We start from the raw sequence: 24264 nt of genomic DNA, 5'->3' as shown, positions 1-24264 counted from the left end.
GGCACGGGCCTGAGATCAGACGCCGCGCCAGCGTTTGAAAACCAGTGAAGTATTAATGCCACCAAAGGCAAAGTTGTTGCTCTGGATATAGTCGGTTTCAATCTCACGCGGCTCACCCATGATGTAATCCAGCTGGCCGCCATCTGCTGCCGGTTGCGTCAGGTTCAGGGTTGGCGCAAACCACCCTTCCCGCATCATCTCAATACTCATCCAGGCTTCCAGCGCCCCACAGGCACCCAGCGTATGACCAAAATAGGACTTCAGCGAGGAGATCGGCGTCGTTTCGCCAAACACCGCCGCCGTCGCCAGACTTTCGGCCATATCACCCCGTTCTGTGGCGGTGCCGTGGGCATTCACATAACCAACGTCTGCGGCCGTGATACCGGCGCTTTGCAACGCCCGCTCGATGCAGATCTGCATGGTTTCCCGCTGCGGCTGAGTAATATGGGCGGCATCGCAGTTGGTATGGAAACCGGTGAGCTCGGCGTAGATCGTTGCACCGCGTGCCAGGGCATGTTCCAGCGACTCAAGGATCAGCGTGCCTGCCCCTTCGCCAATCACCAGACCATCGCGCTGCTGATCAAAGGGTGCAGGCGTGGTGTGCGGCGCGTCATTACGCTGGCTGGTGGCAAACAGGGTGTCAAACACCGCGGCTTCCGACGGACAGAGCTCTTCTGCGCCACCAGCCACCATCACCGTCTGATACCCGTGACGAATCGCTTCCCAGGCATAGCCAATCGCCTGGCTGCCAGAGGTACAGGCGCTGGAGGTCGGGATCACCCGGCCGCGCAGGCCGAAAAAGAGCCCGGCATTGACGGCCGTGGTGTGCGGCATCATCTGCACATAGGTGGTGCCGGTGATATTGTTGGTGTGCTTTTCGGTCAGCATGGTCGCGAACTCGCTGACCGGCCCGGTGCTGCCGGTGGAAGAACCGTAGGCGATACCCGTTTCTCCGCTGGTCAGCACCGGATGGTCAATCAGGCCCGCCTGGGTCAGCGCCAGCTCGGTCGCGCGCGTTGCCAGCAGCGAAACGCGGCCCATGGCGCGGATGCGCTTGCGGGTATAGTGCGCCGGCAGCACAAAGTCATCCACCGGTGCGCCGAGCAGCGTATGCAGCCCGTCGTAGATCTGCCACTCCGGCATAAAGCGCACCGCATTGCGGCCCGCACGGATCCGTGCCGAAACTTCAGCCCAGGACTCACCAAAGGCGGTTACGCCGCCCATGCCGGTTACGACTACCCGCTGGATCACAGCATGCCTCCGTTTATAGAAATGACCTGACGCGTCACGTAGCCTGCGATATCGGACATCAGATAGCTCGCCAGTCCGGCGACCTCTTCAGCCGCGCCCATGCGCTTCATCGGCACGATCTTCATCGCTTCCTCAATCACCTGAGGTTCCAGCCCCTCCATACCGGTATCAATCAGGCCTGGCGCGATGCAGTTAACGGTGATTTTGCGTTTCGCCAGCTCAATCGCCAGCGCCTTAGTGGCACCAATAATGCCCGCTTTCGCCGCGCTGTAGTTCACCTGACCGCGATTGCCCATTATCCCCGACACCGACGAGAGCGTGATAATGCGGCCGCCGCGCCGCAGACCGATCATCGGCATCACGCAGGGCTGAATCACATTGTAAAAACTGTCGAGATTGGTGTGGATGACGCTGTCCCACTCCTGATCCGTCAGGGCGGGAAACGCCGCATCGCGGGTGATACCGGCGTTGCTCACCACACCATAATAGGCGCCATGTTGCTCAATATCCGCCTCCAGCGCAGCGCGGGTTGCCGCCCGATCGGCCACATCAAATCCCAGCACACGGCCGCTGCCGCCTGCGGTTTCGATCTGCTGCAGGCACTGCTCAGCGCCTGCGCGGTCACGGTTGAAATGGACGATAACCTGATAGCCATCCTGGGCGAGACGCAACGCAATCGCGCGGCCAATCCCTTTACTGGCGCCCGTCACTAATACCGAATCTGTCATGGCTGATTTCCTTGTGACATCAATTGCTGTAATTCTGCTTCATTGGGTTGATACGTATTCAGACGACCGCTGGCAAGCCGCTGGGTGCCGTAATGAATATCGCCCTCAAAGCTGCCCATGCGGTCATCGCGCATCAGCAGCGTTATTCTGATATCCAGCGTAACACTGGCGGGAAAGAGGGATCGCTCTGCCCGCCAGCCGCGTCCGCCCAGCAGCATGCCGGGCGGGATAAGGGTGGCGCCGCCCTGCTTTGCATGCCAGCCCGACCAGACGCCCACGGTTTGCGCCATCATCTCGACGCCAAACCAGGCGGGCAGTTCACCCTGAGGCGTCAGAAACGGTGTCAGTACGCCACCGGCGCAGGTCGACACCTGACAGTGGACCTGCTCATCATCCACGGCGATCAGCTGATCAAGCAGCAGCATCGGCGCAGCGTGCGGCAGCCAGCGTGCCGCGGGAGAATTAATAACCATGTTGGCGTCCCAGAATCAGACAGGTGTTGTTGCCGCCAAAGGCGAAGGAGTTAGAAGCGATGACAGGCCGTTGCAGCGCCTGCGGCTGTAATAACAATCCGCAATCCGGCAGCGTCTCATCCGGCGCCATCTCACTGAAATCCTGCGCGGGCAGCGGCAGATTGTTTTGCAGGATCAGCGCGCTGAGTGCGGCTTCGCACACGCCCGCCGCGCCGAGCGTATGGCCGGTCAGATGTTTGGTCGAGCTGCACGGCACCGCATTGCCAAACAGACGCTGAATCACGGCGGCTTCCATCTGGTCGTTAAGCGGCGTCGCGGTGCCGTGCAGATTGATATAACCCACCTGCTCTGGCAACAGGTTCGCCTGTTGCAGCGCCATACGCATCGCCCGTTCAGCGCCCTCGCCCTGAGGATGGGGAGCGGACATGTGCCAGGCGTCAGACGATTCGCCAGCTCCCAGTAGCGCCAGCGGCTGCGGTTCCCGCGTCAGCAGCATCAGTGCGGCCCCTTCGCCAATCGAGATGCCGTCGCGATCGCGGCTGAAGGGGGCGCAGCGACGTTCAGAGAGCGACTCCAGGCTGTCGAATCCGTTGATCGGCATCCGGCTCAGCGAGTCCGCACCGCCCACCAGCGCCACATCCACCAGCCCCGCCGCGATCAGCCGCTCACCACTGATAATGGCGCGGGCGCTGGAGGAGCAGGCGGTTGAAATGGTATAGGTCGGGCCATCCAGGCGCAGATAGTGAGCCAGGAAACGGGAGGGATCGCCCAGCTCCTGCATCTGATAGTGATAACCGGACTGACTGCCGCCAATCTGGTGATCGCCCTCATCCACGCCCGAGGTGCTGGTTCCCAGCACAATTGCTACTCTGCTGGCACCATAGTGCGCAATCGCCGCGTCGAGCGCCGGACGGATTTGCGCCAGCGCGGCCAGCAGCAGCTGGTTATTACGCGTGTTGTGCACGCTCAGGGCAGCAGGAATCGATGGCAAATCGCCTTCAACCCTGCCAAGCCAGCAGGTGCGGTCACCGCTCAGCCAGCCATGACGCAGCTGCATGCCGGGTGCCTCACCCTTGGTAAGACTGGCCGCAATCTGCTGAGTGTTGTTCCCCAGGGCATTCAGCATGCCGATGGCAGAGATGTAAATCATGAGCCGTCCAGATGTTGAATGCGGATCTGATAGCCAAACGCATGCTGCTGAATGCTGATGGGCTGGCGCTGATTACCGCGTTGCAGATAATCGATTTCGGTAACCAGCTGGTTATCGGCATCGATCAACCGTCGCTTTAACCCCTGATCCTGCAACGTCCAGCCTGGCGGCAGCTGTTTTTGCCACAGCTCCCGTGGCCAGTAGCTGAGCATAATATCCGCCAGCACCTGACTGGCAGGCGGCATCTGCGGCAGCGGCATCAGCTGCTGGGTGTGAATACCGCTGGCATCGTAGCGCAGGCTGAACAGGCGAATACCCACCGAGGAGAGTCCGGCCAGATCAATTTGCTGTTCATCGGCGCTGAGCAGCACCAGCAGTGACTGACTCTGGCCTTTCACCTGTCCGGTCAGCAACTGCTGCTGCTGAAAGGCGGGACGGATGCCCGGCGGCGGCAGCGTCACCTTCACGCCCGGTTTCAGCCAGGCGGTGGGACGGCTGCTGTCGGGTGCAGGTCCGGCACAGGCGCTGAGCAGCAGAGCCGTCAGCAGAATAAGAGCGGCGCGGATCATCGTTTACTCCTTGATCGGGTGGGTCGCATCGCCAGCGGCGACAGCAGGAAAGCGCTGAAGATGCCGCTGCATAACACGGTGCCAAAACTGGCAATCGCGCTGGTGCTGCTGAATACCAGCATACCCAGCGTCAGTAAGGTGGTAATCATCGCCAGCGACACCGCCAGCAACGAGGTCAGCGGCGTACCCTGCGGGTTGCTGAAAAAGAGCGTGTAGTTAATGCCGATGCCCAGCACCAGAATCAGAGCGAGCAGCGCAAACAGATTCAGCGACGCGCCGATCCAACCCAGCGTTGCCAGCGCCATCGCCAGCGACAGCACTGACGGCAGCGCGCTGCGTAAGCCCGCCTTTAACCCCAAGCGCAGGACAAAACTCAGGGTGATCAGCAGCAGCGCCAGCGCCAGTAACCCGCTCAGCAGGGTGCGCCAGAAGCTGAACAGCGAATCGTAACCTGATTTGCGGTCAATCCAGCTGACGCCCGGATGCTGTTTGGTCAGCTCCGCGAGTGCAGCGCTGTTTTTTACACCGCTGGTGGGGATCAAAACACCGCTGCGCCCGTCTGGCAGCGTCAGCCACAGCAGTCGCCAGCCTTCACTCAGCGGACTCGACAGCCACGCCTCTGGTGTTACCGGCATCGGAGTCAGATCCGGTACCGGCAGCGTGATACCCGCCTGCTGCAGGCGGGCCGTAATATCCGGTGCTGCCTGTTTCAACAGCTGAAGATCCCGCTGTTGCTGCGCCAGCGACGTCAGCGGCAGCAGACGATAGTGCTGCAGCCAGCCCTGCTGCTGCGCCTGGTGCAGATCCGGTGCCAGTTTTTCCAGCCGCTGCAGCGTCTGCTGCGCGTCATCGCCCCAGACCACAAACCAGGTCTGATCGGCGCGCTGTCCGGTCAGGGTTGCCAGCTGGCGATCCTGCTCCAGCAGATGCGCAGGCGCACTTTGCAGATGGGCGATATCATCATCCACCTTTAACTGGGCGATACCGGCCAGCGCAAAGATCGCCATCGCCACCGGTAATCCGACGCGCAGCGCGCGCTGGCGACGCCAGGCGGCAAGCCAGCGCGCCAGCGGCACCATCAGCGGCACCGGACGCACCGGTAATCCGCGTACCAGCCACGGATAGATCAGAATCACCGTCAGACAGGAAGCCGTTAAGCCGCTGGCGGCAAACACTGCCAGCTGCCGCAGCCCCGGGAACGGTGCCAGCAGCATCAGCAGCCAGGCGATGGCGGTGGTCGCCAGCGCCAGCAGCAGCGTGCCGCGGACTTTTCGCAGGCTCTGCCACGGCGTCTGCTGATCGCCGTGAACCATGCGCTCGGTGAGATAATAGAGCGTGTAATCCGCAGAGATGCCGACAATACTCAGGCTCATCACCAGCGTCATCAGATGCAGTTCACCGAAGCAAAGCAGCGTCATCACCGTGCCCGCCATCGCGCCGGTGGCCACGGACGAGGCCGTCAGCAACAGCGGGCGCAGTGAGCGGAAGACCAGCAGCACCAGCAGGACGACGCCACCCAGCGTCACACTGCCCAGCGTTTTAACGTCATGCTGCGCACGCTGGCTGGCGTTGTCGCTGAACAGCACCGTGCCACGCGTCAGCAGTTTCGCCTGCGGCCAGCGGCTTTTAAGCTGTTGCTCCAGCGCGCTGAGTCGGGTAACCAGCGCATGACTTTGCTGCATACTGAAGGCGTTGTTCGCCAGTTCGCCATGCAGAAAATACCACTGCTGACCCTGTGCATCTTTTACTGTCAGCCAGCCATCATGCAGCGTCATGCGCCCGGCGTTTTGTGCCAGCGCCAGCTGCGAACCCCGCACCAGCATCAGGGGATCGCCCTGCAACTCTTTGCTGCTGACGCCAGAGAAGGCCGAAAAGAGCTGCGCCAGCAGCCAGTCAGCCTGCGCCTCGCCGCCGTTCTCTATGCGGTCGCGCGTCACCTCATCGATCAGGCCGTTACGGTGTTGCCAGGCAAAGCGGCCCCACTGCTGCTGCTGTTGCCCGTCGAGATCACCCTGCACCTGTTTCAGGTCAGGCAGCGCGCGCAGCTGGGCCAGCCACCAGGCGGCGACCTGGGGATCGTCCTGCTCACCGGGTGAAACCAGCCACACCAGTTGGCGATCCAACCGCTGCATAAAGCCCTGCTGCAGCGCAGGCGGTGCCGCCCCCAGATTCTGCTGCGGCAGCAGCGCCAGCACACTGCTGTTGAGCTGGCTGCGCGGCAGCAAAAAAGAGAGCGCAGCCGCCAGTAGCAGACAGAGGGCCAGCCACAGGAGGGCCAGCAGCCGATCGTTACGGCCCGGCAAAACGCGCCTGCTCCTCGTCGCTTAACTGCGGCGGTTCAATTCGGGTGTTGCTGAGCTGAATCTGGGTTTTATCGCCCTGCTTATCATCCAGGTTGATGCTGTCCAGGTAGGCGCTGCCCGCCAGCGAGATACGGTTGAAGATTTTGTTGAGCGGCGCCGCTTTGGGCGTCAGCTCCAGCGTCCAGGCGCCGTTGCCGCGATCGCTGAAGGCCACGCTGAAGTTCTCGTTCAGCACTTTCTGGTTGGCCTGGAACAGCGCCCGCAAGAGATGGTTGAACTGGAACATCTGCGGGTTGCTGTCGGCGGTGATCACCTGAGGCTTCTGGCCGCTGAGGCTCTGCACCATGCGTTTATCATCCAGCAGCAGCGTCATCACAAAAGGTGTCTGCTGATGCCACCATAAGCCCTGCTCGCGAGCGATCAGCATCTGCCCGTGCGAGACCAGCGGCTGACGCATGCCGGAAATGGTACGCGTCTGGATAAAGTCTGCCCGAATCACCGGCTGGCTGGCAAAACGCTGCTGCAGCTGATCCAGCGTGACCGCGCTGGCGGCACTGGCCCACAGCAGCAGGCTGGTAAGCACAATTTTCAGCATCCTTTCACTCCTAAACGTTCCAGTAAAATATCGGGTGAAACAAAGCACAACGCCTGACTCTCCTGCTCCACCGCCACCTGCAGAGTATGCGCTTTGGTGGTGATCTGGCCGGCAGCGTTTCGCACTTCATAGTCGATGCGCAGACGGTTCTCGTATTCCGTAATCCGGGCGCTGACGCGGATCGTCTCTTCGCAGCGCAGTGGCTGGCGGTATTTGACCCGGGTATCGACCACCGGCCAGACGTAGCCGCTGGCGGCCATCTCGGCATAGCTGTAGTTAATGCTGCGCAGCAGGGCTTCACGCGCCACTTCGAAAAAGCGGAAATAGTTGCCGTGCCAGACCACGCCCATAGGATCGCAGTCGTGGAATGAAACGGTCAGCACGACTTCAGCATGATGTTTAGTCATGGTCAAACTCCTTGTGGTGCGCCTGTTGATCAGGCAGCGTCCAGAAATCGAAAAAGTTAAACCAGTCGAGCGGCGCCAGCAGTGCGTAATGGGCCAGCCGCGCTGCATAGCGATCGACCGCCTGTTGCAGTGCCTGCTGACGTTGCGCACGCGGCAGCAGCAGCGGATCGGCGAAGGGCTCACAGTGAATACGCAGTTTACCCTGTTGCTGCAGGGCGAACATCAGCAGCACCGGGCAGCGCAACGCGGCCGCCAGTACAAACGGCCCCTGTGGAAAGGGCGCGGCGCGGCCCAGAAAGTCGCTCCAGATCACCCGCCGCTCGCCGCCGCGCTGCGGATTGACCGCGGTGCGATCCCCGACAATCGCCACCCATTCGCCCGCATCCAGCTTCTGTTGCAGCAGGATAGCGGTCTCCGGCCCGATATCGCTCACCGGCATCAGATTCACCCCCGCCTGCGGGGCGATGGTTTCCAGCACCGCCCGAAAACGCCGGGCGTTGTCGGTAAACACCAGCGCATTAATCACCAGCCCGCTGACCTGCTGCGCCATCGCGCGACAGGCTTCAATGTCACCAAGATGGGAAGCGAGAATCAGCTTGCCCTGCGGCGTGGGTGTACGGATCACCGCTTCTGCGCCTGGCGCAAAATCGATATCACGTCCCCAGCGCAGATCGCCGCGCCAGCTGGCCACTTTATCCAGCATTGCCCCGGCGAACCGCAGGAAATGGCGGTAGCTGTTAAGCCGTGGCGGTAACGCGATCTGCTGCTGCTGCGCGGCGGTAGTGACCTGCGCCAGCCACTGCCGGGAAGCGCGTCGCGCGCGCTGACCGCTCAGCCAGTAGACCGCCACTACCGGCCAGAGTAGCAGCGTAAAGGGCAGCCGCCCGCCGTAGCGATAGACCGCCAGCATAAAACGTAATCCCCACTGTCCGCGCCGCTCCGTTTCCGCAGACCAGTGCGTCGGCGGTTTACGCATCGCCAGCAGACGAGGAATGCGCAGCAGCATGCCGAAAAACAGCCGGGTATGCATCCAGGAGATGCGCAGGTTGTCGTAGAGCGCATCGAAGTGTGACAGCCCGCTGGCCGGATAGGTGACACGGGTCGGGATAAAGCGACTGCGGGTTCCCTGCCAGTAGAGCCGCACCATAATCTCGGTATCAAAATCCATGCGCTGACCGATGGCCCGGCGATCGCACAGCGCCAGCGTCGCGGCCAGGGGATAGACGCGGAAGCCGCACATGCTGTCGCGGATCGACAGCGACAGCGTTTCAATCCAGACCCAGAAGTGGGTAATGTAGCGACCGTAAAGGCGTGATTTGGGGATCGAGTCGTCATAGAGCGGCTGACCGGAGATCAGCGCGTCGGGATAACGCTCTGCTTCCGCCAGCATCAGCGGCAGATCTTCCGCCTGATGCTGGCCGTCCGCGTCAAGCTGCACCGCATGGGTGAAGCCGCGTGACGCCGCAGCGCGCAGTCCGTGGATCACCGCCGCGCCTTTACCCTGATTGCTGTCGAGTCGCAGCAGGCTGAGCTGCGGGGCGTGCAGCGTCGCCAGCTGAAGCTGAGTGGCCGCATCGCTGCCATCATCCACCACGATTACCGGCAGATTAAAGGATGCCAGCCGTGCCAGCACTGACGCCATCATCGCGCCGTGGTTGTAGCAGGGGATCACCACGCAGGGTGAAAACGGGGCGCTTAGCACAGCGCAATCTTCCCGCTGCTGGCGATCTGCTCGCCGTCGTTCTTCAGCAGGCTGTAACGGAAACTCAGGCGGGATTTTTCAGCGTCCCAGTCCAGACGCAGTTGCAATAGCGAGTCTGGTAATACCGGCTGCTGAAATTTAATGTTATCAACGGCGGCAAACTGTTTACCGGGCGCAAGCAGTGATACCCCGTAGTGCATTACCCAGTCGAGCTGAGCCACACCAGGCAGAATGGGCAGATGCGGAAAGTGGCCCTGAAACCAGAAGAGTCCGGCATCTATCTGCAGGGTCAGCGTGACGCTGTCAGGCCGCAGCTCCCGGCTGCGTTCAATCGGCAACATGAAAAAGTTCCTCTATTTGCGGCCAGGCGCGTTTGCTTTGGCTGGTCACCGGAATAGTGGCCACAATCCGCCAGTAGCGCGGCATCGCCAGTGGTTCCAGCCAGCGTTGCAGCTGACTTTTCCACTGCTGCCTGCGCTGATGCAGAGCCGCCTCATCCAGTACGCTGTTCAGCGACAGCACGACACCAATCGCCTGACGCTCATGACGCGTGACCACCAGCGCCACGGCATCCTCGATTTCCGGCAGGTCGGTCAGACGGCGCTCTATCTCGCTTAATGAGATGCGCTTGTCACCGATTTTTACGATGCGATCGTGGCGGCCTGCCAGCTGAAATCCGCCGTCCGGTTGCGTAGTCAGTCGATCGTCGAGCAGCAGTCCGCTGTCACCGGCAATCAGCGGCGACCAGACCTGCCAGCGATCGGGCGTCACCTGCTCCAGCCTGACGTGCGGGAAGCAGCGCCACGGCACCTCAGCCCGATCACACTGACGCCAGGCCAGAATGCCGGTTTCGGTGCTGCCGTAGATTTCACTGACCTGACAGTCAAATCGCTGCCAGACCTGCTCCGCATCAGAGTCGCTCAGTGCGCCACCGGCAGAGACAATCAGTTCACAGGCGGGCGCTTTCAGCGTGCTGTCCAGCCGCGATAAAAAGGCCGGGCTGCTGATAAAGGCATAGCGAACGTCGCGCGGAAGCTGGGCCAGCTGTTCGCCGTAAAACAGCGGCTGGGCGGCAAACGGCAGCCTGAGCGTCATCGGCAGGAAAAGTCGAAACGATAAACCGTACAGATGCTGATGGCTGACCGAGGCGATGACCCGGCACCCACGCAACTGTTCGGCCCACAGGCTGCTGAGCCAGCGGCTCTCCTGCTCCATCACCGCCAGCGACTTCACTACCTGACGCGGTGCGCCGGTGGATCCCGAGGTGAAGAGCACCAGTTCTGCACTCTCCGGCAGCGGCGGCAGCGGCCCCTGCGCTTCTGCGTCGTCCCACGCCAGCAGCGGCAGGCTGACCGCCAGCGGCATGTCGCACAGCACGCCATCCAGCCGATCATGCCTCTCATCCAGCAGCGCGGCGCGGCAGTGACCCGGCATCACCGGCGTTTTGCCGGCATACCAGCATGCCAGCAGCGCCACACAAAAACGATAACTGTCATCAAAACAGAGCGCCCAGTGGCTGCCCGGTTGTGCTGCCAAGCGCTGGCGGAGCGCCACGACCTGACGATGCATCGCGCTGAGCATCAAACGTTGATCGCCGCGCCAGGCAACCTCGCGATCGTCTCCCGTCAGCCAGTCGGCCACTCTCATGCTTTTCGCCTCACGCGCTGACGTACCAGCCATTCAGCACTCATCAGCGCTGCGATTAGCAGATAACTTATGCCGCCATTCCACAGCGTCCAGAGCCGCAGATCGCCCAGCAAACAGGTATAGATCGCCATGCTGCCGTTGCCGATAAAAAACAGGCACCAGATTTGGGTGACGCGGCGGGTATAGCGCACTGCCGCAGGGGGAAGCACGGGCTCACGCAGCCGGGCGATGCGTTCCACCAGCGGCATCGCACTCCAGAGTGAGGCGCCAAACACCAGCAGCATCGCCAGATTTACCGCTACCGGGTACCACAGCAGCAGATGCTGAGTGCGTAATAGCTGGCTGCTGACACAGAGCAGTGCACCGAGCAGCGCCAGCCAGCCCATGACCGCGCCCATGGCGTGTTGCTGACGACGCAGCTGCAGCCAGCGCAGGCCAAACAGCAGTGCCAGCAGCCAGAAAAGCCCCTGCCAGCGCGGCTGGGTCAGCGCCAGCCAGACCAGCAGTGGCCAGGCCAGTAGCGTAAGCAGATTCAGCAGGCGAAGCGTAGCAGCAGGCACGGCGGGATCAGGCGTCTTCGCGCATCAGTTGTTCCACGGCATCCACCACATCCTGCACGGTGCGCACTGCGCGGAAGGTTTCAGGTTTAATTTTACGGCCGGTACGTTTTTGCAGATGAACCACCATATCGACGGCATCAATGCTGTCGAGTTCGAGATCTTCATACAGACGTGCCTCGGAATGGATATCCTCAGGCGCAATTTCAAACAGGCTGGTCAGCAGCGAAGCCACTTCCTGATAGATCTGTTCTTTGTTCATCATAAGGTTGTCTCCGCTTTCAGCCGCGCTGTTGGTTGACGAACGCAGCCAGCGTCGCAACAGAGAAAAAGTGGGCGCGCAGGGTTTCACTCTCAGCAGACAGCGCCACGCCGTAGCGATTTTTCACTTCCAGGCCAAGTTCCAGTGCATCAATCGAGTCCAGCCCCAGGCCGTCACCAAACAGTGCAGCGTCGGTCTCTATATCATCGGGACTGAGATCTTCAAGGTTGAGCGTGTCGATAATCATCTGTTTGATATCGTTAATTAATGAATCCATACCGGTTTTCGTCTTACCTGTTCTGGGGGACCAGCGCCTGCTGTAAATGGCGGGTCAGGCGACGCGCGGCCAGCGGCTGCGCATCGGGATTGCTTTCACAAAACGACTGACTGTCGATTCGCGTTTGTACACGCACGGTAAACAGCGGTTTAACCGGCGGAATCTGATACCAGCGGCTCTGTTTATCGAGCATACGCTGGCTACAGGTGATGTGAACCACACGCAGATCGCATCCGGCGCGCACCGCAATATTGGCTGCCCCGCGCTGCAGAGTCAGTGGATGACCGTAGCGGGTGCGGGTGCCTTCCGGAAAGATCAGGATATTGTCGCCGCGCGCCAGTCGCTGCTGGCTGTCCGGCAACAGCGTCTCCGCTTCACTGTTGATCAGATAGTCCGCGGCGCGGATCACCCCACGCATAAAGGGGTTCTTTTGCAGATCGGCTTTAACCAGACAATCCATCTCTGGCAGTACTGAAGCGATCATCACGTAGTCGATCAGTGATGGATGATTGGCGACAATCAGGCATCCGCGATCCTGTTGCAGCAGCTCTGCGCCTTCAATCCGGTAGTCATAGACCCCGGTCATCCGGCAGAATCGCAGAAAGCAACGGAAGCTAAAGGCGATAGCGCGTCGGGCCAGCAGGCGGCGGCGCAGCGAATCGCGCTGTACCAGCAGCAGCAGGTTGAAGCCAATCAGCGACAGCAGCAGCCCGCCTATGCCAAACAGCGTAAAACTCACCGCCGTCATCACCAGCCGCCAGCAATAGTTCATGCGGCTGCCGGTGTAGTGCTCCGGTTGTGAACAATCAGCCATGATGTCTCTCCCAGTGCCATGTCAGGCGTTCGCCCGGCAGGCTGAAGGTGGACGATTCCGCCAGCCACTGCTGCAGAAAGCGCAGGCTCTGCGGTAACCCTGTGTCTGCCCTCTCCTCTCTGCCAGCACGGCCAGTGCAGTGCAGCTGGTCGCCCGGGCGCAGCAGCAGCGCCACCGCATAGGGAAAGTTCACACGCTGTTCCGGCAGCCACGGCAGATAGTAGTCAGGCACGACGCCGTCGAAATCGACCAGCAGTACCTGCTGATAACCCGCCTGATGCAGCGCGCTGACTTCGATCAATCCCTGCTGAAACGAGTCGACTCCGGCGGCGATTGAGGTGGAGACCAGTGGTGCTTTGGCTGCAATGGTCAGGCTGCCGACCGCCGAATTGTGAACCGACATGGCAAAATCCGTGGGTGACATTGACTGCTGATCGGCCAGCATGGTGAGGATACGCAGATTACGTTCCAGTTCACCGTGACGACTGGTGAACACGATAGCGTCGACCTGCTGACGCGCGAGCAGCGCCAGCCCACACTCTACCGCCGCACGACTGCCGCCGCTCAGACGACGTGCTGTCATCATCGGTAAAAATTGCGGCTTTGCCATCGCCTCTTTAGGGTCTATGACGGTGCCCTGTTGCGCCCAGTGCTGCCAGCCCTCGCCCCCGTGTAATCCCGGAGCCAGAGCCTGCCAGTCGACCAGTGAGTAAGCGAGTCTCATCTCAACACTCTTTTTGTCATATGTGTGGCGTCGACGTTCATCGAGGCGTCACCCCGGCCCTTTGCAAAAAAAGTGCGTCCGGGAAACCCTCTGCCGATTCCGCATCAGGCCTTCACGGTAGAGGGTTACTCAGTGGTTCAGCAATAGCAGCTCATCTGATTTGTCGGCCGGCTGCCAGAGATCTTTATGCTCAGATCGTCTGGCGACACATCATTGCGACAGCGCACGCATTACTGAGCGGCAAGAGCAGAGAGTCGTAACTGAATATCCTGATCGAGATTGGCAATCCAGCGGTTGTAGTTATTGTGAATCTCGCCCTGCCCCGCTTTCAGGTTCTCACTGCTGACATAATCAATGCGGTAGTTCTGGCTGGTATACGTGATGCGAATAGTCGCCACGAAATCACGCTGGGCCAGACGACCATTGATCACGCCAGGCGAAACGGGAGTCATCACCCATTTCCGGCCAATACCCGCTTCAATGATCGCCAGTTTCATCTGGTTGTCGCTGTAACGCTGAGTGAGTGTTTGATTCACGTTATGAATCGGCGCAGTGCGCGCGCAGCCGGTTAATAACGCAGCGACCACGGCCAGCGTGAAAACAGTTTTTTTATTCATGATGAATCCCTTCATTTATTTTTATATCAGTAAGTTAAACGGATAATCTGCCTTGCTCAGACTAAGCTTTCAGTGCGCTTTTCCGTCTGACTGGCTTAAAACCCGCGCATGATACCACCGAATGTAAAGACAGGTAAGCAGAAGTATGCATGGGTTTTAGGGGGTTATTTGGGGGATTAAAGCGAGGGATATGCGCAGTTGCCGCGATAGCGCAGAGGCCGATCCCGGCCGCAGAAACTCTGGCTGCGACTGGATCGGTCTGAGGATTACTGTGTGGCAGCGGGAGTCCAGCCACCGCCCAGCGCGCGGTAGAGGTCGATCTGCGCCAGCAGCAGATTATTTTTAACCGTCACCCGATTGAGCTGGGTTGAAAACAGAGTTCGCTGGGCATCCAGTTCATCCAGATAAGAGGCGTAACCGTTCTGATAGCGATTGCGGGCAATGCGCAGCGCCTCCGTTACATAGGCCTCCTGCTTTTGCAGCTCCTGAAGTTGTGCCTCACGCTGCCTGATAGCGTCTATCGCATCGTTAACTTCCGAGAAGGCGTTGCGCACCACTTTTTCATAGCCATAAAGTGCCTGATTGCGTGTCGCCATGGAGACATCCACCTGCGCCGTCAGCGCTTCACGGTTCAGCAGCGGTGCGAGGATGCTGCCACCCACGCTCCACAACCGGAACGGGTCATCCGCCAGCTGATGTAGCACCGAACTCTGCAGGGTGCCGGTGGCGGTGAGGTTCAGACCTGGCAACAGCTTCGCCCGCGACGATGCCAGGCTCCCATCTGCGGCCAGTAACTGACGCTGTGCCTGCACAATGTCCGGACGGCGATTGAGCAGCTCTGAGGGCAGCAGTGACGGCATCTGCTGCGGTAAGATCTGGTCGAACTGCTGACGACGGGCGATGTTGCGCGGATTCATGCCCACCAGAATGCTTAGCGCATTCTCCTGCTGGGTGATCTGATGCTGCAGCTGCGGCATCTGCGCTCTGGCAGACTGATATTCCGAGGCGGCCTGCATCCACTCCAGTCTGGAGGTATAGCCGGTTTCAAACTGACGCTGTGCCAGCTTCAGCGAATTGTTGCGGGTCGCCAGCGTCGCCTCCGTCACCCGCAACTGCTCATCCAGCGCACAGAGGTTAAGATATCCTGACGCCACCGAACTGGCGATGGTCAGCTCGGCCGCAGATGCGGCGGCCTGCTGCGCCGCTAAGGTCGCCTGTGCGGCCGAAATGCTACTGCTGCGCGCTCCCCAGAGATCGACCTCATAGTTCGCCTGTAATAAGCCCTGAAAAACATCGGTTTCATACGGCTGGCCCGTCACTGATGAGAGCGTGCGTTCGCGGGACGCAGCAACCCCGGCGCTCAGGGTCGGAAAGTTATCGCCCTGCGTGGCGCGTAGCTGAGCACGATACTGATCAACGCGGGATCGCGCTGTGAGAATATCGGGATTATTGCGCAACGCCTGCGTCACCAGCCGGTTGAGGTATTCATCATGAAACGCGCGCCACCACTCTGCTTCCGGCGCAGCCGCTGGCCCGACACTGTTGCGCCAGGCTTCGGGGATCGGCAGAGAGGCCGGTGCCTTTTCAACCTGCGTGGCGCAGCCTGTCAGTGCCAGCGTCAGCGCGCTGATCAGTAAGCCGCGTCGTATCATGGCGCGGCCTCAGCAGTGGGCTGAGCGGCGGTGTCGATGTTAACTTCGACCGACATCCCCGGACGCAACTGATGCATATCCTGATCGTGGATGCGGATGCGAACCGGAATACGCTGTGCGATTTTAACGAAGTTGCCGGTAGCGTTGTCGGGCGAAATGGCGCTGAACTCCGAACCGGCGGCCGGTGAGATAAATTCCACCTGCCCGTTAAAGCGTTTGCCATCCAGTGCATCGACCCGAATTGTCACCGGCAGGCCGGGACGAATATGGGCCAGCTGGGTCTCTTTCAGATTCGCGATAATCCATTTGTGATTCGGGACCACCGAGGTCAGGCGCGTACCTGCCGTGACATAGGCACCGGTGCGAACCGACAGCTGACCGAGCTGGCCATCGTCGGGCGCAGTAATGCGGGTATTTGCCAGATCGATCTCCGCCAGCTCCAGCGCAGCGCGTGCGCTGTCGACATCGCCTTCCAGCGCATCACGGTTAACGATGACGGTTTGCAGATTCTGCTGGGCGACGGCGATCTGCGCCGCAGCCTGACGTACCTGCGCCTGCGCCTGGGCGTCTGCGGCTCGGGCGGCGTCGCGCTCACGCACTGACAGCGATCCATCTGCCGTAAGATTTTCAACGCGCTTCAGGTCAAAGCCGCTTTTCAGCGCCTGGGCTTTAGCATTCTCCAGCGCCGCTTTGTTGCTCTGGATAGTAGCTTCGGCACTGCGCCGCTGCTGCAGATTATTGTTGAGTGCCGCCTGCTTCATCGCCAGCTGCGCCTGCGCCTGATGCACCCGCTGGCGATAGATACGGTCGTCAATCGTCATCAGCAGCTGCCCTTTTTTCACCGGCTGCAGGTCAATCACTTCTACCGAAGTGAGATAGCCATTAACCTGCGGGCTGATAAAGGTGACCTGACCGCGCACATAGGCGTTTTCGGTACTTTGTATAGCGCTGGTGAAGGGCCAGAGTTGCCAGGCGTAGAGAATAACCAGTACGCCAATCACCACAATGCCGCTGCCTGCGGCAATAGAAAGAATACGGCGGCGATTCGCGCGCTCGCGTTCCGCCGCCTGAAGCTCATCCTGCTGACTCATTGTTTCTCCGTTGATTCCTGTAACGCGGCCAGCTGTTGCTGCTCACGCAGGTTAAATTGCGCCTGACGCCAGTCAAGATAGCGACGTCGGGTTAAACGCCAGATCACCCACATCAGCGTAATCAACGCCAGTGCCGCGGTTAACAAATAAGTGTCGTTCCAGGCGAGCACATTGGCCTGCAGCGTGGCAACCGTCTGTAACTGGCTGGTGCTCTGCGCACTGCGCAGAACGTCGTCACCCACCAGCGAATTAAACAGCGCATTGTACTGGCTGAGTCGCTCGGTAACATTGGGATCGAGCAATGAGAGCTGATCGCCCAGCAGGCTGGAGTGATATTTTTCCCGCCAGACCTGAAACGTGCCCAGAATCGCCGAGCCGATCAGCCCGCCCAGGTTCTGACTCATGCCAAACAGCACCACAAAGCTCACCAGATTTTTCGGCTGCGTAACTACGCTGCCAATGCCCATCAGCATGGCGGGTGCCATGAAAAAAGCGCTGCTGAAACCCAGCAGAAACTGGCTGAAATACATCTCGGGGCCACGGGTCAGCGGACTGGATTGCGCATCCATCAGTGAGGCGATAATCATCACCAGCAGCGAGGTGACAATTGGCCAGTTAAGATGTGCAGGCTTGATGGTCAGCGCACTGGCAGCAATGCCCGCGATAACCCCGGCCATGATTGCCAATGCCAGACCGCGCATCTGATCGTTCTGCAGGCCGATTTGCTGCAAAAAGCCGACCGCACCGGTGTTCTGTTCCGCCAGCACAATACGGATCATGATCATCACAATGCCCAGCCGCACCATCATGCCGCTGCTGAGCCAGCGGGTATTAATCAGCGGGTTGCGCCGGTTATGCTCAATGACGATCGCCGCGACAATTAGCGTCAGGGCAATCGCGGTACAGATACCGAGCCAGGGCGTGGTAAACCACCACTCAATACGCCCCAGCGTCAATACACCGCACAACAGCGCCATGCCGGGCGCCAGCAGGATAAAGGTGACGAAGTCCATCTTCTCAAAAGTTTTAATGCGATCGCCCGGAGGCAGTTTCACCAGCAGGACCCCACCGAGCGCAATCAGCGCCAGACCGAGTTCAAACAGATAGAGACCGCGCCACTCGTTGAGCTGCAGTAGTTCCGACGAGAATAAGCGGGCCAGCGGGATAGCCAGCTGCGAGACCGTCAGGCCTATCACCAGCGCTTTCAGCCTGTGTTTCGCGGGCCAGGCCTGTACCTGGTAGTAAATACCCAGCGAGCTGAGCGCCGCAGCCACCATACCATGGGCCGTGCGCACAACGATCGCCGAGCTGAGGTCGTTGGCAAACAGATGAAAGAACGCCACCAGCACATAGAGCACCAGAAACGCTTCGGTAAAGACACGCAGGCCAAACTGCTGACGGAACTTCACCAGCAGCAGGTTGATCGAGATATTACCCATTACGTAGACCGCAGGCAGCCAGGCAATCTCATTCGACCAGGCCCCAAAGGTGCCCTGCAGATTAACCAGATTTGCCGTGACCAGCGCGTTACTTAGCGCACCAGTCAACGAGATCAGTAAGCCGATCAGACCAAACGCCAGACGTTTTGGCATCGGATGCAGCGGGGTCGAGGGCGAACCCGGCAGCATCGGTTTTTCATGCGGCAACCACTCGCGGACAGCGTAGGGATTTCGCTTTGCCACTGCTACATACTTCCCATACGGCTCAGCAGTTGTTGCAGTACACGTTCGGTGACGGCCAGATCCTGCGGATCAATATCGGCCAGCATTTCAGTACGGAGTGCATCAGCTTCGGTTTTCACTTTAGCAAACGCTTCGTTGCCCTTTTCGGTCAGCACCAGGTGGCGTTTACGGCGATCTTCCGGCGGTTGTACCCGCGTCAGCAGTGACTGTTTGACCAGCCGATCCACCAGCGGCACCATGCTGGCATCTTCCAGTCCCAGCAACTGAGCCAGTTCGGTCTGGGTCATGCGTTGCGGTTCGCTGGCAATCAGCCCGATAGCCATCCAGCTGCTCATGCTTAAGCCGCTATCTTTGAGGTGACGATCCACCGCCAGCCGCCAGGCATGGGCGGTCAGATGCAGTAAATGGGTAAAGGTACGCGTGTGCTGAGACAAATGTTAGCAGCCTAATAGTAAGATTTCTAATTGAGTGGAAGCGTTATTATACGCAGAGCGAAACACGATTGAAAAGCGTCCGGCCTGTTAAAAATTAGTGGATCGCGGCAGAATGTCCAGAGGCCGCAACCGGGAGCCAGACAACATGCAACAGGCATCAGCAAACTGGATCGATCTGCATCGCGACGCCGTCAGTGGTATCGAGGCTCTGCGCGCCCATTTTACCGGTCACGCCTATGATCCGCACTGGCACGACAGTTATCTGATTGGCGTGACCGAGCAAGGTGTACAGCAGTTTCATTCGCGACGCAAACAGCATCAGAGTCGTCCCGGAACGGTCTTTATGCTGGAGCCGGAGGAGCTGCATGATGGGGATGCCATCAATGACAGCGGTTTCACCTACCGGATGCTCTATCTTTCTCCACAGCAGATTGCCCGCCACCTCGCCCCTGAGCAGGCTGATGCCCCCTCACCGCGTGAGCTGCGGTTTGCCGCCACGCTGCGCGATGACCGCCCGCTGGCGTATGCCGTCTGGCACGCATTTGATGCGCTGTGGCACAACCATCCTGCCATCATCAAAGAGGCAGCGATGGACCGGATGTTTGGTCAGCTCACCCCGCACCGGCATTGGTCACTGCCCGCACAGCCCATAGACAAAGATGCCCGGCTGGCGCTGCAGGCGCGTGACTGGCTGATTGCCCATCATGCGGATAATCCCGGGGTAGCGCAGATGGCACAGCATCTTCAGACAGATCGCTTCCGGCTGTCGCGCCTGTTTCAGACGCACTGGGGTTTGCCGCCCCACGCCTGGCTGGTGCAGTGGCGACTGAGCCAGGCACGACGCCAGCTGGCGCAGGGCCAGCCTGTCGCCGATGTAGCCGCTGCGCTGGGTTTCGCCGATCAGAGTCATCTGGGCCGCTGGTTTAAGCGCGCCTGCCAGCTCTCCCCCGCCCGTTATCAGCACGCCTGCACAAATCTTCCAGACCTGGGTTAAGCCACTTGCCACAATGCGTTTTTTCAGACAGGAGAAGCGCTATGCAGGACAAACGATGTGTAATGATACTCAATGCCGCTCTGCCGCCAGGCAAAGCAACCAACGCCGCCGCCGTAATCGCCTTAACCCTGGGACAGCGTCATCCGATGCTGGTTGGCAACGCGCTGACAGACGCAGAGATGCGTCCTTCTCCCGGTTTGATTACTACCGGCATTCCGGTCCTGGCCGCCACCGACGAACAGCTCAGTGTTTTGCGGGAACAGTGCGAACAGGCGGAGTACGATCTGGTGCTGTTTCCCGAAGCGGGTCAGAGCACCACCGATTATCAGGCGCTGGGTGACGTACTACGGCAACAACCGCGTCAGCATTGGCGTCTGTCTGGACTTGCTATCGTTGGCGATAAGAAAGCGCTGCGTAAGATGACGGCAAAACTGGCGCTTTTCAGTTAGTTTTTCAACAGGAAGCAGACTGCTGTTTCCCTTGACTCTCCCACTCCATCAGCCGGCCCCGTCGTTTGTATAGGTTATTTGTACAGATTTTGATTCGGATTAATCCTTATAAGCGACTGATAAGTGAATAATAGCACTTTTTATCAAAGGTTCTGATTGTACAAATTACCCTTCATTGTATAAGTTTACTGCCATGAGTTGTCATGCGACTCTGTAACGAATGATGCACTTGCGTCGCCTCTGAAGGTGTCAGTGGATTTCCACCTTCAGAGGTTATTTTTTATCTGTTCAGTCTTTGCAGCTGGCACCATCGCATCTGTCCATGTGATGGTTTTTTTGATCGATTTTGTCCTGACATCCGAACCGGAATCGGGCTGTTCTGAAGGGCTTACACATGCAAACTATTCTTCCCCGGACCAATCAGGAAATTGCTGATTACTTTAATCCTGCTGCCAATAAGCCAGCCAGCGAGATGGAAATGCTGGGTATCCTTGTTGCAGAAATTTTGCAGTCAGGCATGCCAGTGAGTAATAAAGCCATTATCTCAAAGCTTATTCACCGGCTGGAACTGGAAAGCGACAGGGAGATGCTGGACATCTACCGGCAGCTGCTTGACCTGGTAGTCCATAAAACCCCGGACGATTTTTCACTGTAATCGCGACTCCATGGAGGGAGTCATCCCCCTTTTTCTGGCATCTTCGCCAGTCGCCCGGTACTATCTGCCCTTACCATTATCCAAATCTTCCCGCCCCTCGTGCGGGAGCAAAACAACTAAAGAGCCTGCAAAACTTTATGACCCAAACCAATGATGTTGCCGCGACCGACGTTGTGGCGGGCGATGTCAGTGTGGGGCGCGTTCTGCGTTCGCCTGCGCTGCTGACCCGCGAATGCCTGGCCGGTGTGATTACCGCGCTGGCGCTGATCCCTGAAGTGATCTCCTTTTCCGTTATTGCTGGCGTTGACCCTAAAGTCAGCCTGGTCGCCTCGGTGGTGCTCTGCCTGACGCTGTCGATACTGGGCGGACGCCCGGCAATGGTCACGGCAGCGGCAGGTTCTGTGGCGCTGGTTATCGGGCCGATGGTCCATCTGCACGGTGTTGAATATATTTTGCCGGCAGTGGTGATGGGCGGTGTCATTCAGATTCTGTTTGGCGTCGTCGGTCTGGCGCGCATGATGCGCTATATCCCCCGCTCGGTCATGCTGGGATTTGTGAATGCGCTCGGCGTGCTGATTTTCTTTGCTCAGGTGCCGCACGTCTGGGGGCAGTCATCACTGGTGTGGATCTTCTTTGCCGTCACCCTGGCTATCGTGCTGCTGTTACCGCACCTGTTAAAGAGTATTCCTTCTCCTCTGGTCGCCATTGTTGTGGTGACTGCGGTCGCACTGTTAATGGGCTATCGCATGCCGAACGTGGGCGACGAAGGGCCAATGAGCCCCGGCCTGCCCGGTTTTAACAGTCTGCTGGTGCCGCTCAACCTGCAGACCCTGCAGATTATCTGGCCCACCGCACTGAGCATCGCCTTTGTCGGACTGATGGAATCACTGCTGACCGCCAAACTGGTCGATGATCTGACCGATACCCCCTCCAGTAAGCGACGTGAAGCCTGGGGCCTTGGGGTAGCAAATATCTTTGCCGGTTTTTATGGCGGCATTGCCGGGTGCGCGATGATAGGGCAGACGATTGTTAACGTTGAGCTGGGCCGGGCGCGTAGCCGTGTCTCCACCGTAGCCGCTGGTCTGGTGCTGCTGTTACTGGTGACCGGACTCAGCCGGATTATGGCGCAAATCCCGATGGTGGTGCTGGCTGGGATCATGATGGTGGTGGCGGTGAAAACCGTTAACTGGCATAGCCTGCAGCCCGCTACCCTGAAACGTATGCCGTGGTCAGAGACGCTGATTATGGTGCTGACGGTGGCAGTGACGGTCTGGACAGGGAATCTGGCGCTGGGCGTGCTGGCTGGGGTGCTCCTCGCGATGCTGCTCTTTGCCCGCCGTATTGCCCACGTTATCCATGCGGAACGCCAGTTGAGCGACGATGGCAGGTCAGTGCGCTATGTGGTGCGTGGTCCACTGTTCTTTGCCAGCAGCAACGATCTGTTTGAGCATTTCGATTATGCACATGACCCGAAAAAGGTGACGATCGATTTAACCCACGCACAAATCTGGGATGCATCCAGCGTTGCGGCACTGGATGGCATTGAGTATCGCTATCAGCGTTATGGTGCAGAGGTGACCATTGAGGGGCTGGATCCACGCAGTACTGATTTCCATCAGCGCCTGACCGGTAATTTCGGCTAAGAGGGTGTGTTCTGCTGCCTCTCAGGCAGCAGAATTTACTCAGCCTGTTGTCGGCGCGCCCGATAACGGCCCACCATCGTAATCAACGCCTGATAGATTAAACCGGCGTAGAGACTTGTCAGAATCGCCAGACCAGGCTCCTTGCCCTGCTGCTGCCATGACATAAACCACATGAATACGCCCCACAGTACAGAGAACACCAGCCAGCCGCGGACGAACTTCATAATGCCATTCATAACGACTCCTCTTAAATAAAGCGCTACCTTAGCGTGCTCCTGCCCGTAATGCATTTCCGGCTTGCAGGAGTTGCGAGGCGTTTCAAATAATCACCCTTAATTTACGCAACGTTGTGGACGCTCAACACTGACTGCGCGATTTTTTGGCGATTCTCTATACTTTACGTTCCGCTTACCTGATCAGGGAATTACGATGAAACGTACGGCTTATCTGTTATCGACGCTGGCTATTCTTGCTACTCTCACCGCCTGTGCACCGCCACCGCCGGGCAGAGATGCCCCACCACCCCCACCGCCAGGCGGACAGCAGCCAGTGGGTGCACCGGGCGGTGTCGGCCCGGCAGGACAGCCGCAGGCGTAATGCTCTTTAGCCAGCCTGCCTCGCAGGCTGGCTAGTGCCGGAAGGCGCAGCCGCAGGCTGACATCTCACCCGGAATGACTTTGCCAGAATGAGAATGACGCTGCTGTAATTGCCCCTCTTCACCGCTGTTTTCTGCCTGCTGCCCCAGCCAGCGATCTAACGCCCGGCCAATGAGCTGTCTGATGTCAGGTGACCAGCTGGTCAGATGCCAGGTCGGACTGCGGGCTTCCTCACTGTCGCCGAATCCAGCCACCGCCAGATGCGTACCCTGACCAAAATCGCGTACTGCCTGTATCGCACCAAACGCCAGCAGATCGCTTTCACAGAAAAGTGCCTGAATGCGCTCAGCGGCACGGGTTTTTTTCAGATACTGCATCATCGCCTGATAAGCGCCGTCACGGTCGTCAGCGCCAGCAGTCAGTTCTGCATCCAGCGTCATGCCCGCCGCCTGTAATGTGGTGCAGTAGCTCTGCTTCTGCGCCATGTCACCGGGCTGACTCTGCAAAAAGCCAAACCGCTGATGCCCCTGCGCGAGCAGTAACGCTGCGGTTACTTCGCCCGCCCGTAGCGCATCCGCCTGCCATTCAGGTTCTGCGTCAATCTCCAGCACCGGCAGATTGCAGGCACTGATAGCCTTGTTTCCGGGCAACAGCAGCAACCCCCGCAGCGCAAGGGGTGTCGCCTGCTGGATGAGTGCGGTCAGTGCCACGTCGGTTTCGGCATTCAGCAGCACGGTGATAACTCCGCGCGCATTGAGCTGGCGCGTTACCTCATCCAGCATTTTTTGTTGGCAGGGGTTGAGCAGCTGGCTGGCGACAACGCCGATAATCGGGGGTAAAGCCGGTTCCGTTAAAACAGGAATAGAAGGTGAACTCATTGGCGTTAACTTCTCTGAGACGACAAACAATCCCCCACTTTACGGTAAGCAAGGGTGTTACAACAGGTTACATAGTTCGATGCAGGCCGCAAAAATGAGTGAAATCAGATGTAA

At 59.1% G+C, this 24264-nt stretch carries 28 protein-coding genes; 5 read left to right on the top strand and 23 right to left on the bottom strand.

Annotation, left to right across the window (positions count from 1 at the left end):
- Window positions 1–15: 15 nt before the first annotated feature.
- The 21 genes from N1689_RS03075 to N1689_RS02975 form a co-directional block, all read right to left on the bottom strand.
- Window positions 16–1251 carry a beta-ketoacyl-ACP synthase gene (locus tag N1689_RS03075; RefSeq protein ID WP_260057862.1) on the bottom strand — a complete coding sequence of 412 codons (1236 nt, stop codon included), beginning with the start codon at window positions 1249–1251 and terminating at the stop codon, window positions 16–18.
- The gene (locus N1689_RS03070) at window positions 1248–1979 is read right to left on the bottom strand and encodes a 3-ketoacyl-ACP reductase FabG2 (protein WP_010246433.1); all 732 of its coding nucleotides are present in this window, start codon (window positions 1977–1979) and stop codon (window positions 1248–1250) included. The genes N1689_RS03075 and N1689_RS03070 overlap by 4 nt, the downstream gene beginning before the upstream one ends.
- Complete coding sequence (locus N1689_RS03065) at window positions 1976–2452, bottom strand: 3-hydroxy-fatty acyl-ACP dehydratase (protein ID WP_260057859.1); 477 nt, start codon at window positions 2450–2452, stop codon at window positions 1976–1978. The genes N1689_RS03070 and N1689_RS03065 overlap by 4 nt, the downstream gene beginning before the upstream one ends.
- Window positions 2442–3602, bottom strand: a complete 1161-nt coding sequence (locus tag N1689_RS03060; protein ID WP_260057857.1) for a beta-ketoacyl-[acyl-carrier-protein] synthase family protein — start codon at window positions 3600–3602, stop codon at window positions 2442–2444. The genes N1689_RS03065 and N1689_RS03060 overlap by 11 nt, the downstream gene beginning before the upstream one ends.
- Window positions 3599–4171 carry a DUF3261 domain-containing protein gene (locus N1689_RS03055; RefSeq protein WP_031593666.1) on the bottom strand — a complete coding sequence of 191 codons (573 nt, stop codon included), beginning with the start codon at window positions 4169–4171 and terminating at the stop codon, window positions 3599–3601. The genes N1689_RS03060 and N1689_RS03055 overlap by 4 nt, the downstream gene beginning before the upstream one ends.
- A complete protein-coding gene (locus tag N1689_RS03050; protein WP_260057855.1) occupies window positions 4168–6474 on the bottom strand; it encodes an MMPL family transporter in 2307 nt (768 codons plus the stop codon). The genes N1689_RS03055 and N1689_RS03050 overlap by 4 nt, the downstream gene beginning before the upstream one ends.
- A complete protein-coding gene (locus N1689_RS03045; protein WP_260057854.1) occupies window positions 6461–7069 on the bottom strand; it encodes an outer membrane lipoprotein carrier protein LolA in 609 nt (202 codons plus the stop codon). Before N1689_RS03045 ends, N1689_RS03050 begins: the two co-directional genes overlap by 14 nt.
- On the bottom strand, window positions 7063–7476 hold the full coding sequence (locus N1689_RS03040; RefSeq protein ID WP_260057853.1) for a thioesterase family protein: 414 nt from the start codon (window positions 7474–7476) through the stop codon (window positions 7063–7065). Before N1689_RS03040 ends, N1689_RS03045 begins: the two co-directional genes overlap by 7 nt.
- On the bottom strand, window positions 7469–9178 hold the full coding sequence (locus N1689_RS03035) for a glycosyltransferase (protein ID WP_260057851.1): 1710 nt from the start codon (window positions 9176–9178) through the stop codon (window positions 7469–7471). The genes N1689_RS03040 and N1689_RS03035 overlap by 8 nt, the downstream gene beginning before the upstream one ends.
- Window positions 9172–9519: a 3-hydroxyacyl-ACP dehydratase FabZ family protein gene (locus tag N1689_RS03030; protein WP_260057849.1), complete on the bottom strand. Its 348-nt coding sequence runs from the start codon at window positions 9517–9519 to the stop codon at window positions 9172–9174. The genes N1689_RS03035 and N1689_RS03030 overlap by 7 nt, the downstream gene beginning before the upstream one ends.
- Entirely contained in the window at window positions 9506–10825 is a 1320-nt protein-coding gene (locus tag N1689_RS03025; protein ID WP_311202145.1) for an AMP-binding protein, read from the bottom strand. The genes N1689_RS03030 and N1689_RS03025 overlap by 14 nt, the downstream gene beginning before the upstream one ends.
- Window positions 10822–11385, bottom strand: a complete 564-nt coding sequence (locus N1689_RS03020) for a hypothetical protein (RefSeq protein WP_260057846.1) — start codon at window positions 11383–11385, stop codon at window positions 10822–10824. Before N1689_RS03020 ends, N1689_RS03025 begins: the two co-directional genes overlap by 4 nt.
- 7 nt (window positions 11386–11392) lie before the next feature.
- Entirely contained in the window at window positions 11393–11647 is a 255-nt protein-coding gene (locus N1689_RS03015; protein WP_260057843.1) for an acyl carrier protein, read from the bottom strand.
- Between the two features lie 16 nt (window positions 11648–11663).
- Window positions 11664–11921 (bottom strand): phosphopantetheine-binding protein, encoded by a 258-nt coding sequence (locus N1689_RS03010; protein ID WP_260057842.1) that lies wholly within the window; start codon window positions 11919–11921, stop codon window positions 11664–11666.
- 13 nt (window positions 11922–11934) lie between these two features.
- Complete coding sequence (locus tag N1689_RS03005) at window positions 11935–12735, bottom strand: 1-acyl-sn-glycerol-3-phosphate acyltransferase (protein WP_260057840.1); 801 nt, start codon at window positions 12733–12735, stop codon at window positions 11935–11937.
- Window positions 12728–13459: a beta-ketoacyl synthase chain length factor gene (locus N1689_RS03000; RefSeq protein WP_260057838.1), complete on the bottom strand. Its 732-nt coding sequence runs from the start codon at window positions 13457–13459 to the stop codon at window positions 12728–12730. Before N1689_RS03000 ends, N1689_RS03005 begins: the two co-directional genes overlap by 8 nt.
- A 230-nt stretch (window positions 13460–13689) precedes the next feature.
- Window positions 13690–14076 (bottom strand): hypothetical protein, encoded by a 387-nt coding sequence (locus N1689_RS02995; RefSeq protein WP_260057837.1) that lies wholly within the window; start codon window positions 14074–14076, stop codon window positions 13690–13692.
- 266 nt (window positions 14077–14342) lie between these two features.
- Complete coding sequence (locus N1689_RS02990) at window positions 14343–15728, bottom strand: efflux transporter outer membrane subunit (protein WP_260057836.1); 1386 nt, start codon at window positions 15726–15728, stop codon at window positions 14343–14345.
- Window positions 15725–16819, bottom strand: coding sequence for an HlyD family secretion protein (locus N1689_RS02985; protein ID WP_161733829.1), 1095 nt, complete (start codon window positions 16817–16819; stop codon window positions 15725–15727). The genes N1689_RS02990 and N1689_RS02985 overlap by 4 nt, the downstream gene beginning before the upstream one ends.
- Entirely contained in the window at window positions 16816–18501 is a 1686-nt protein-coding gene (locus N1689_RS02980; protein WP_161733831.1) for an MFS transporter, read from the bottom strand. The genes N1689_RS02985 and N1689_RS02980 overlap by 4 nt, the downstream gene beginning before the upstream one ends.
- A gap of 2 nt (window positions 18502–18503) precedes the next feature.
- Window positions 18504–18935: a MarR family winged helix-turn-helix transcriptional regulator gene (locus tag N1689_RS02975; RefSeq protein ID WP_013357394.1), complete on the bottom strand. Its 432-nt coding sequence runs from the start codon at window positions 18933–18935 to the stop codon at window positions 18504–18506.
- 145 nt (window positions 18936–19080) lie between these two features.
- Here N1689_RS02975 and N1689_RS02970 point away from each other — a divergent pair, with 145 nt between their 5' ends.
- From N1689_RS02970 to N1689_RS02955, 4 genes are all read left to right on the top strand, one after another.
- A complete protein-coding gene (locus N1689_RS02970) occupies window positions 19081–19929 on the top strand; it encodes an AraC family transcriptional regulator (RefSeq protein WP_260057834.1) in 849 nt (282 codons plus the stop codon).
- Window positions 19930–19970: 41 nt separating this feature from the next.
- Entirely contained in the window at window positions 19971–20378 is a 408-nt protein-coding gene (locus N1689_RS02965; protein ID WP_222924206.1) for a DUF2000 domain-containing protein, read from the top strand.
- A 394-nt stretch (window positions 20379–20772) separates the two neighbouring features.
- Window positions 20773–21033 carry a biofilm/acid-resistance regulator YmgB/AriR gene (locus N1689_RS02960; RefSeq protein ID WP_161733837.1) on the top strand — a complete coding sequence of 87 codons (261 nt, stop codon included), beginning with the start codon at window positions 20773–20775 and terminating at the stop codon, window positions 21031–21033.
- Between the two features lie 137 nt (window positions 21034–21170).
- Window positions 21171–22676 (top strand): SulP family inorganic anion transporter, encoded by a 1506-nt coding sequence (locus N1689_RS02955; protein ID WP_161733839.1) that lies wholly within the window; start codon window positions 21171–21173, stop codon window positions 22674–22676.
- 35 nt (window positions 22677–22711) lie between these two features.
- On the opposite strand, the gene N1689_RS02950 is transcribed toward N1689_RS02955, so the two are convergent.
- Window positions 22712–22912 carry a DUF6404 family protein gene (locus N1689_RS02950; protein ID WP_161733841.1) on the bottom strand — a complete coding sequence of 67 codons (201 nt, stop codon included), beginning with the start codon at window positions 22910–22912 and terminating at the stop codon, window positions 22712–22714.
- A 193-nt stretch (window positions 22913–23105) separates the two neighbouring features.
- Between N1689_RS02950 and N1689_RS02945 the strand changes: the two genes are divergently transcribed.
- Window positions 23106–23273: a hypothetical protein gene (locus N1689_RS02945; protein ID WP_202604934.1), complete on the top strand. Its 168-nt coding sequence runs from the start codon at window positions 23106–23108 to the stop codon at window positions 23271–23273.
- Between the two features lie 31 nt (window positions 23274–23304).
- Here the strand turns inward: N1689_RS02945 and N1689_RS02940 are convergent, their stop codons facing one another.
- Entirely contained in the window at window positions 23305–24150 is an 846-nt protein-coding gene (locus N1689_RS02940; RefSeq protein WP_161733843.1) for a substrate-binding domain-containing protein, read from the bottom strand.
- Window positions 24151–24264 lie beyond the last annotated feature (114 nt).

This window comes from Pantoea sp. XY16 (genome assembly GCF_025153065.1).
In the GTDB taxonomy this organism is placed as follows: domain Bacteria; phylum Pseudomonadota; class Gammaproteobacteria; order Enterobacterales; family Enterobacteriaceae; genus Pantoea; species Pantoea alfalfae.
Note: the sequence above shows the minus strand (reverse complement) of the source record. Positions and strands in the feature narration are given on the sequence as shown.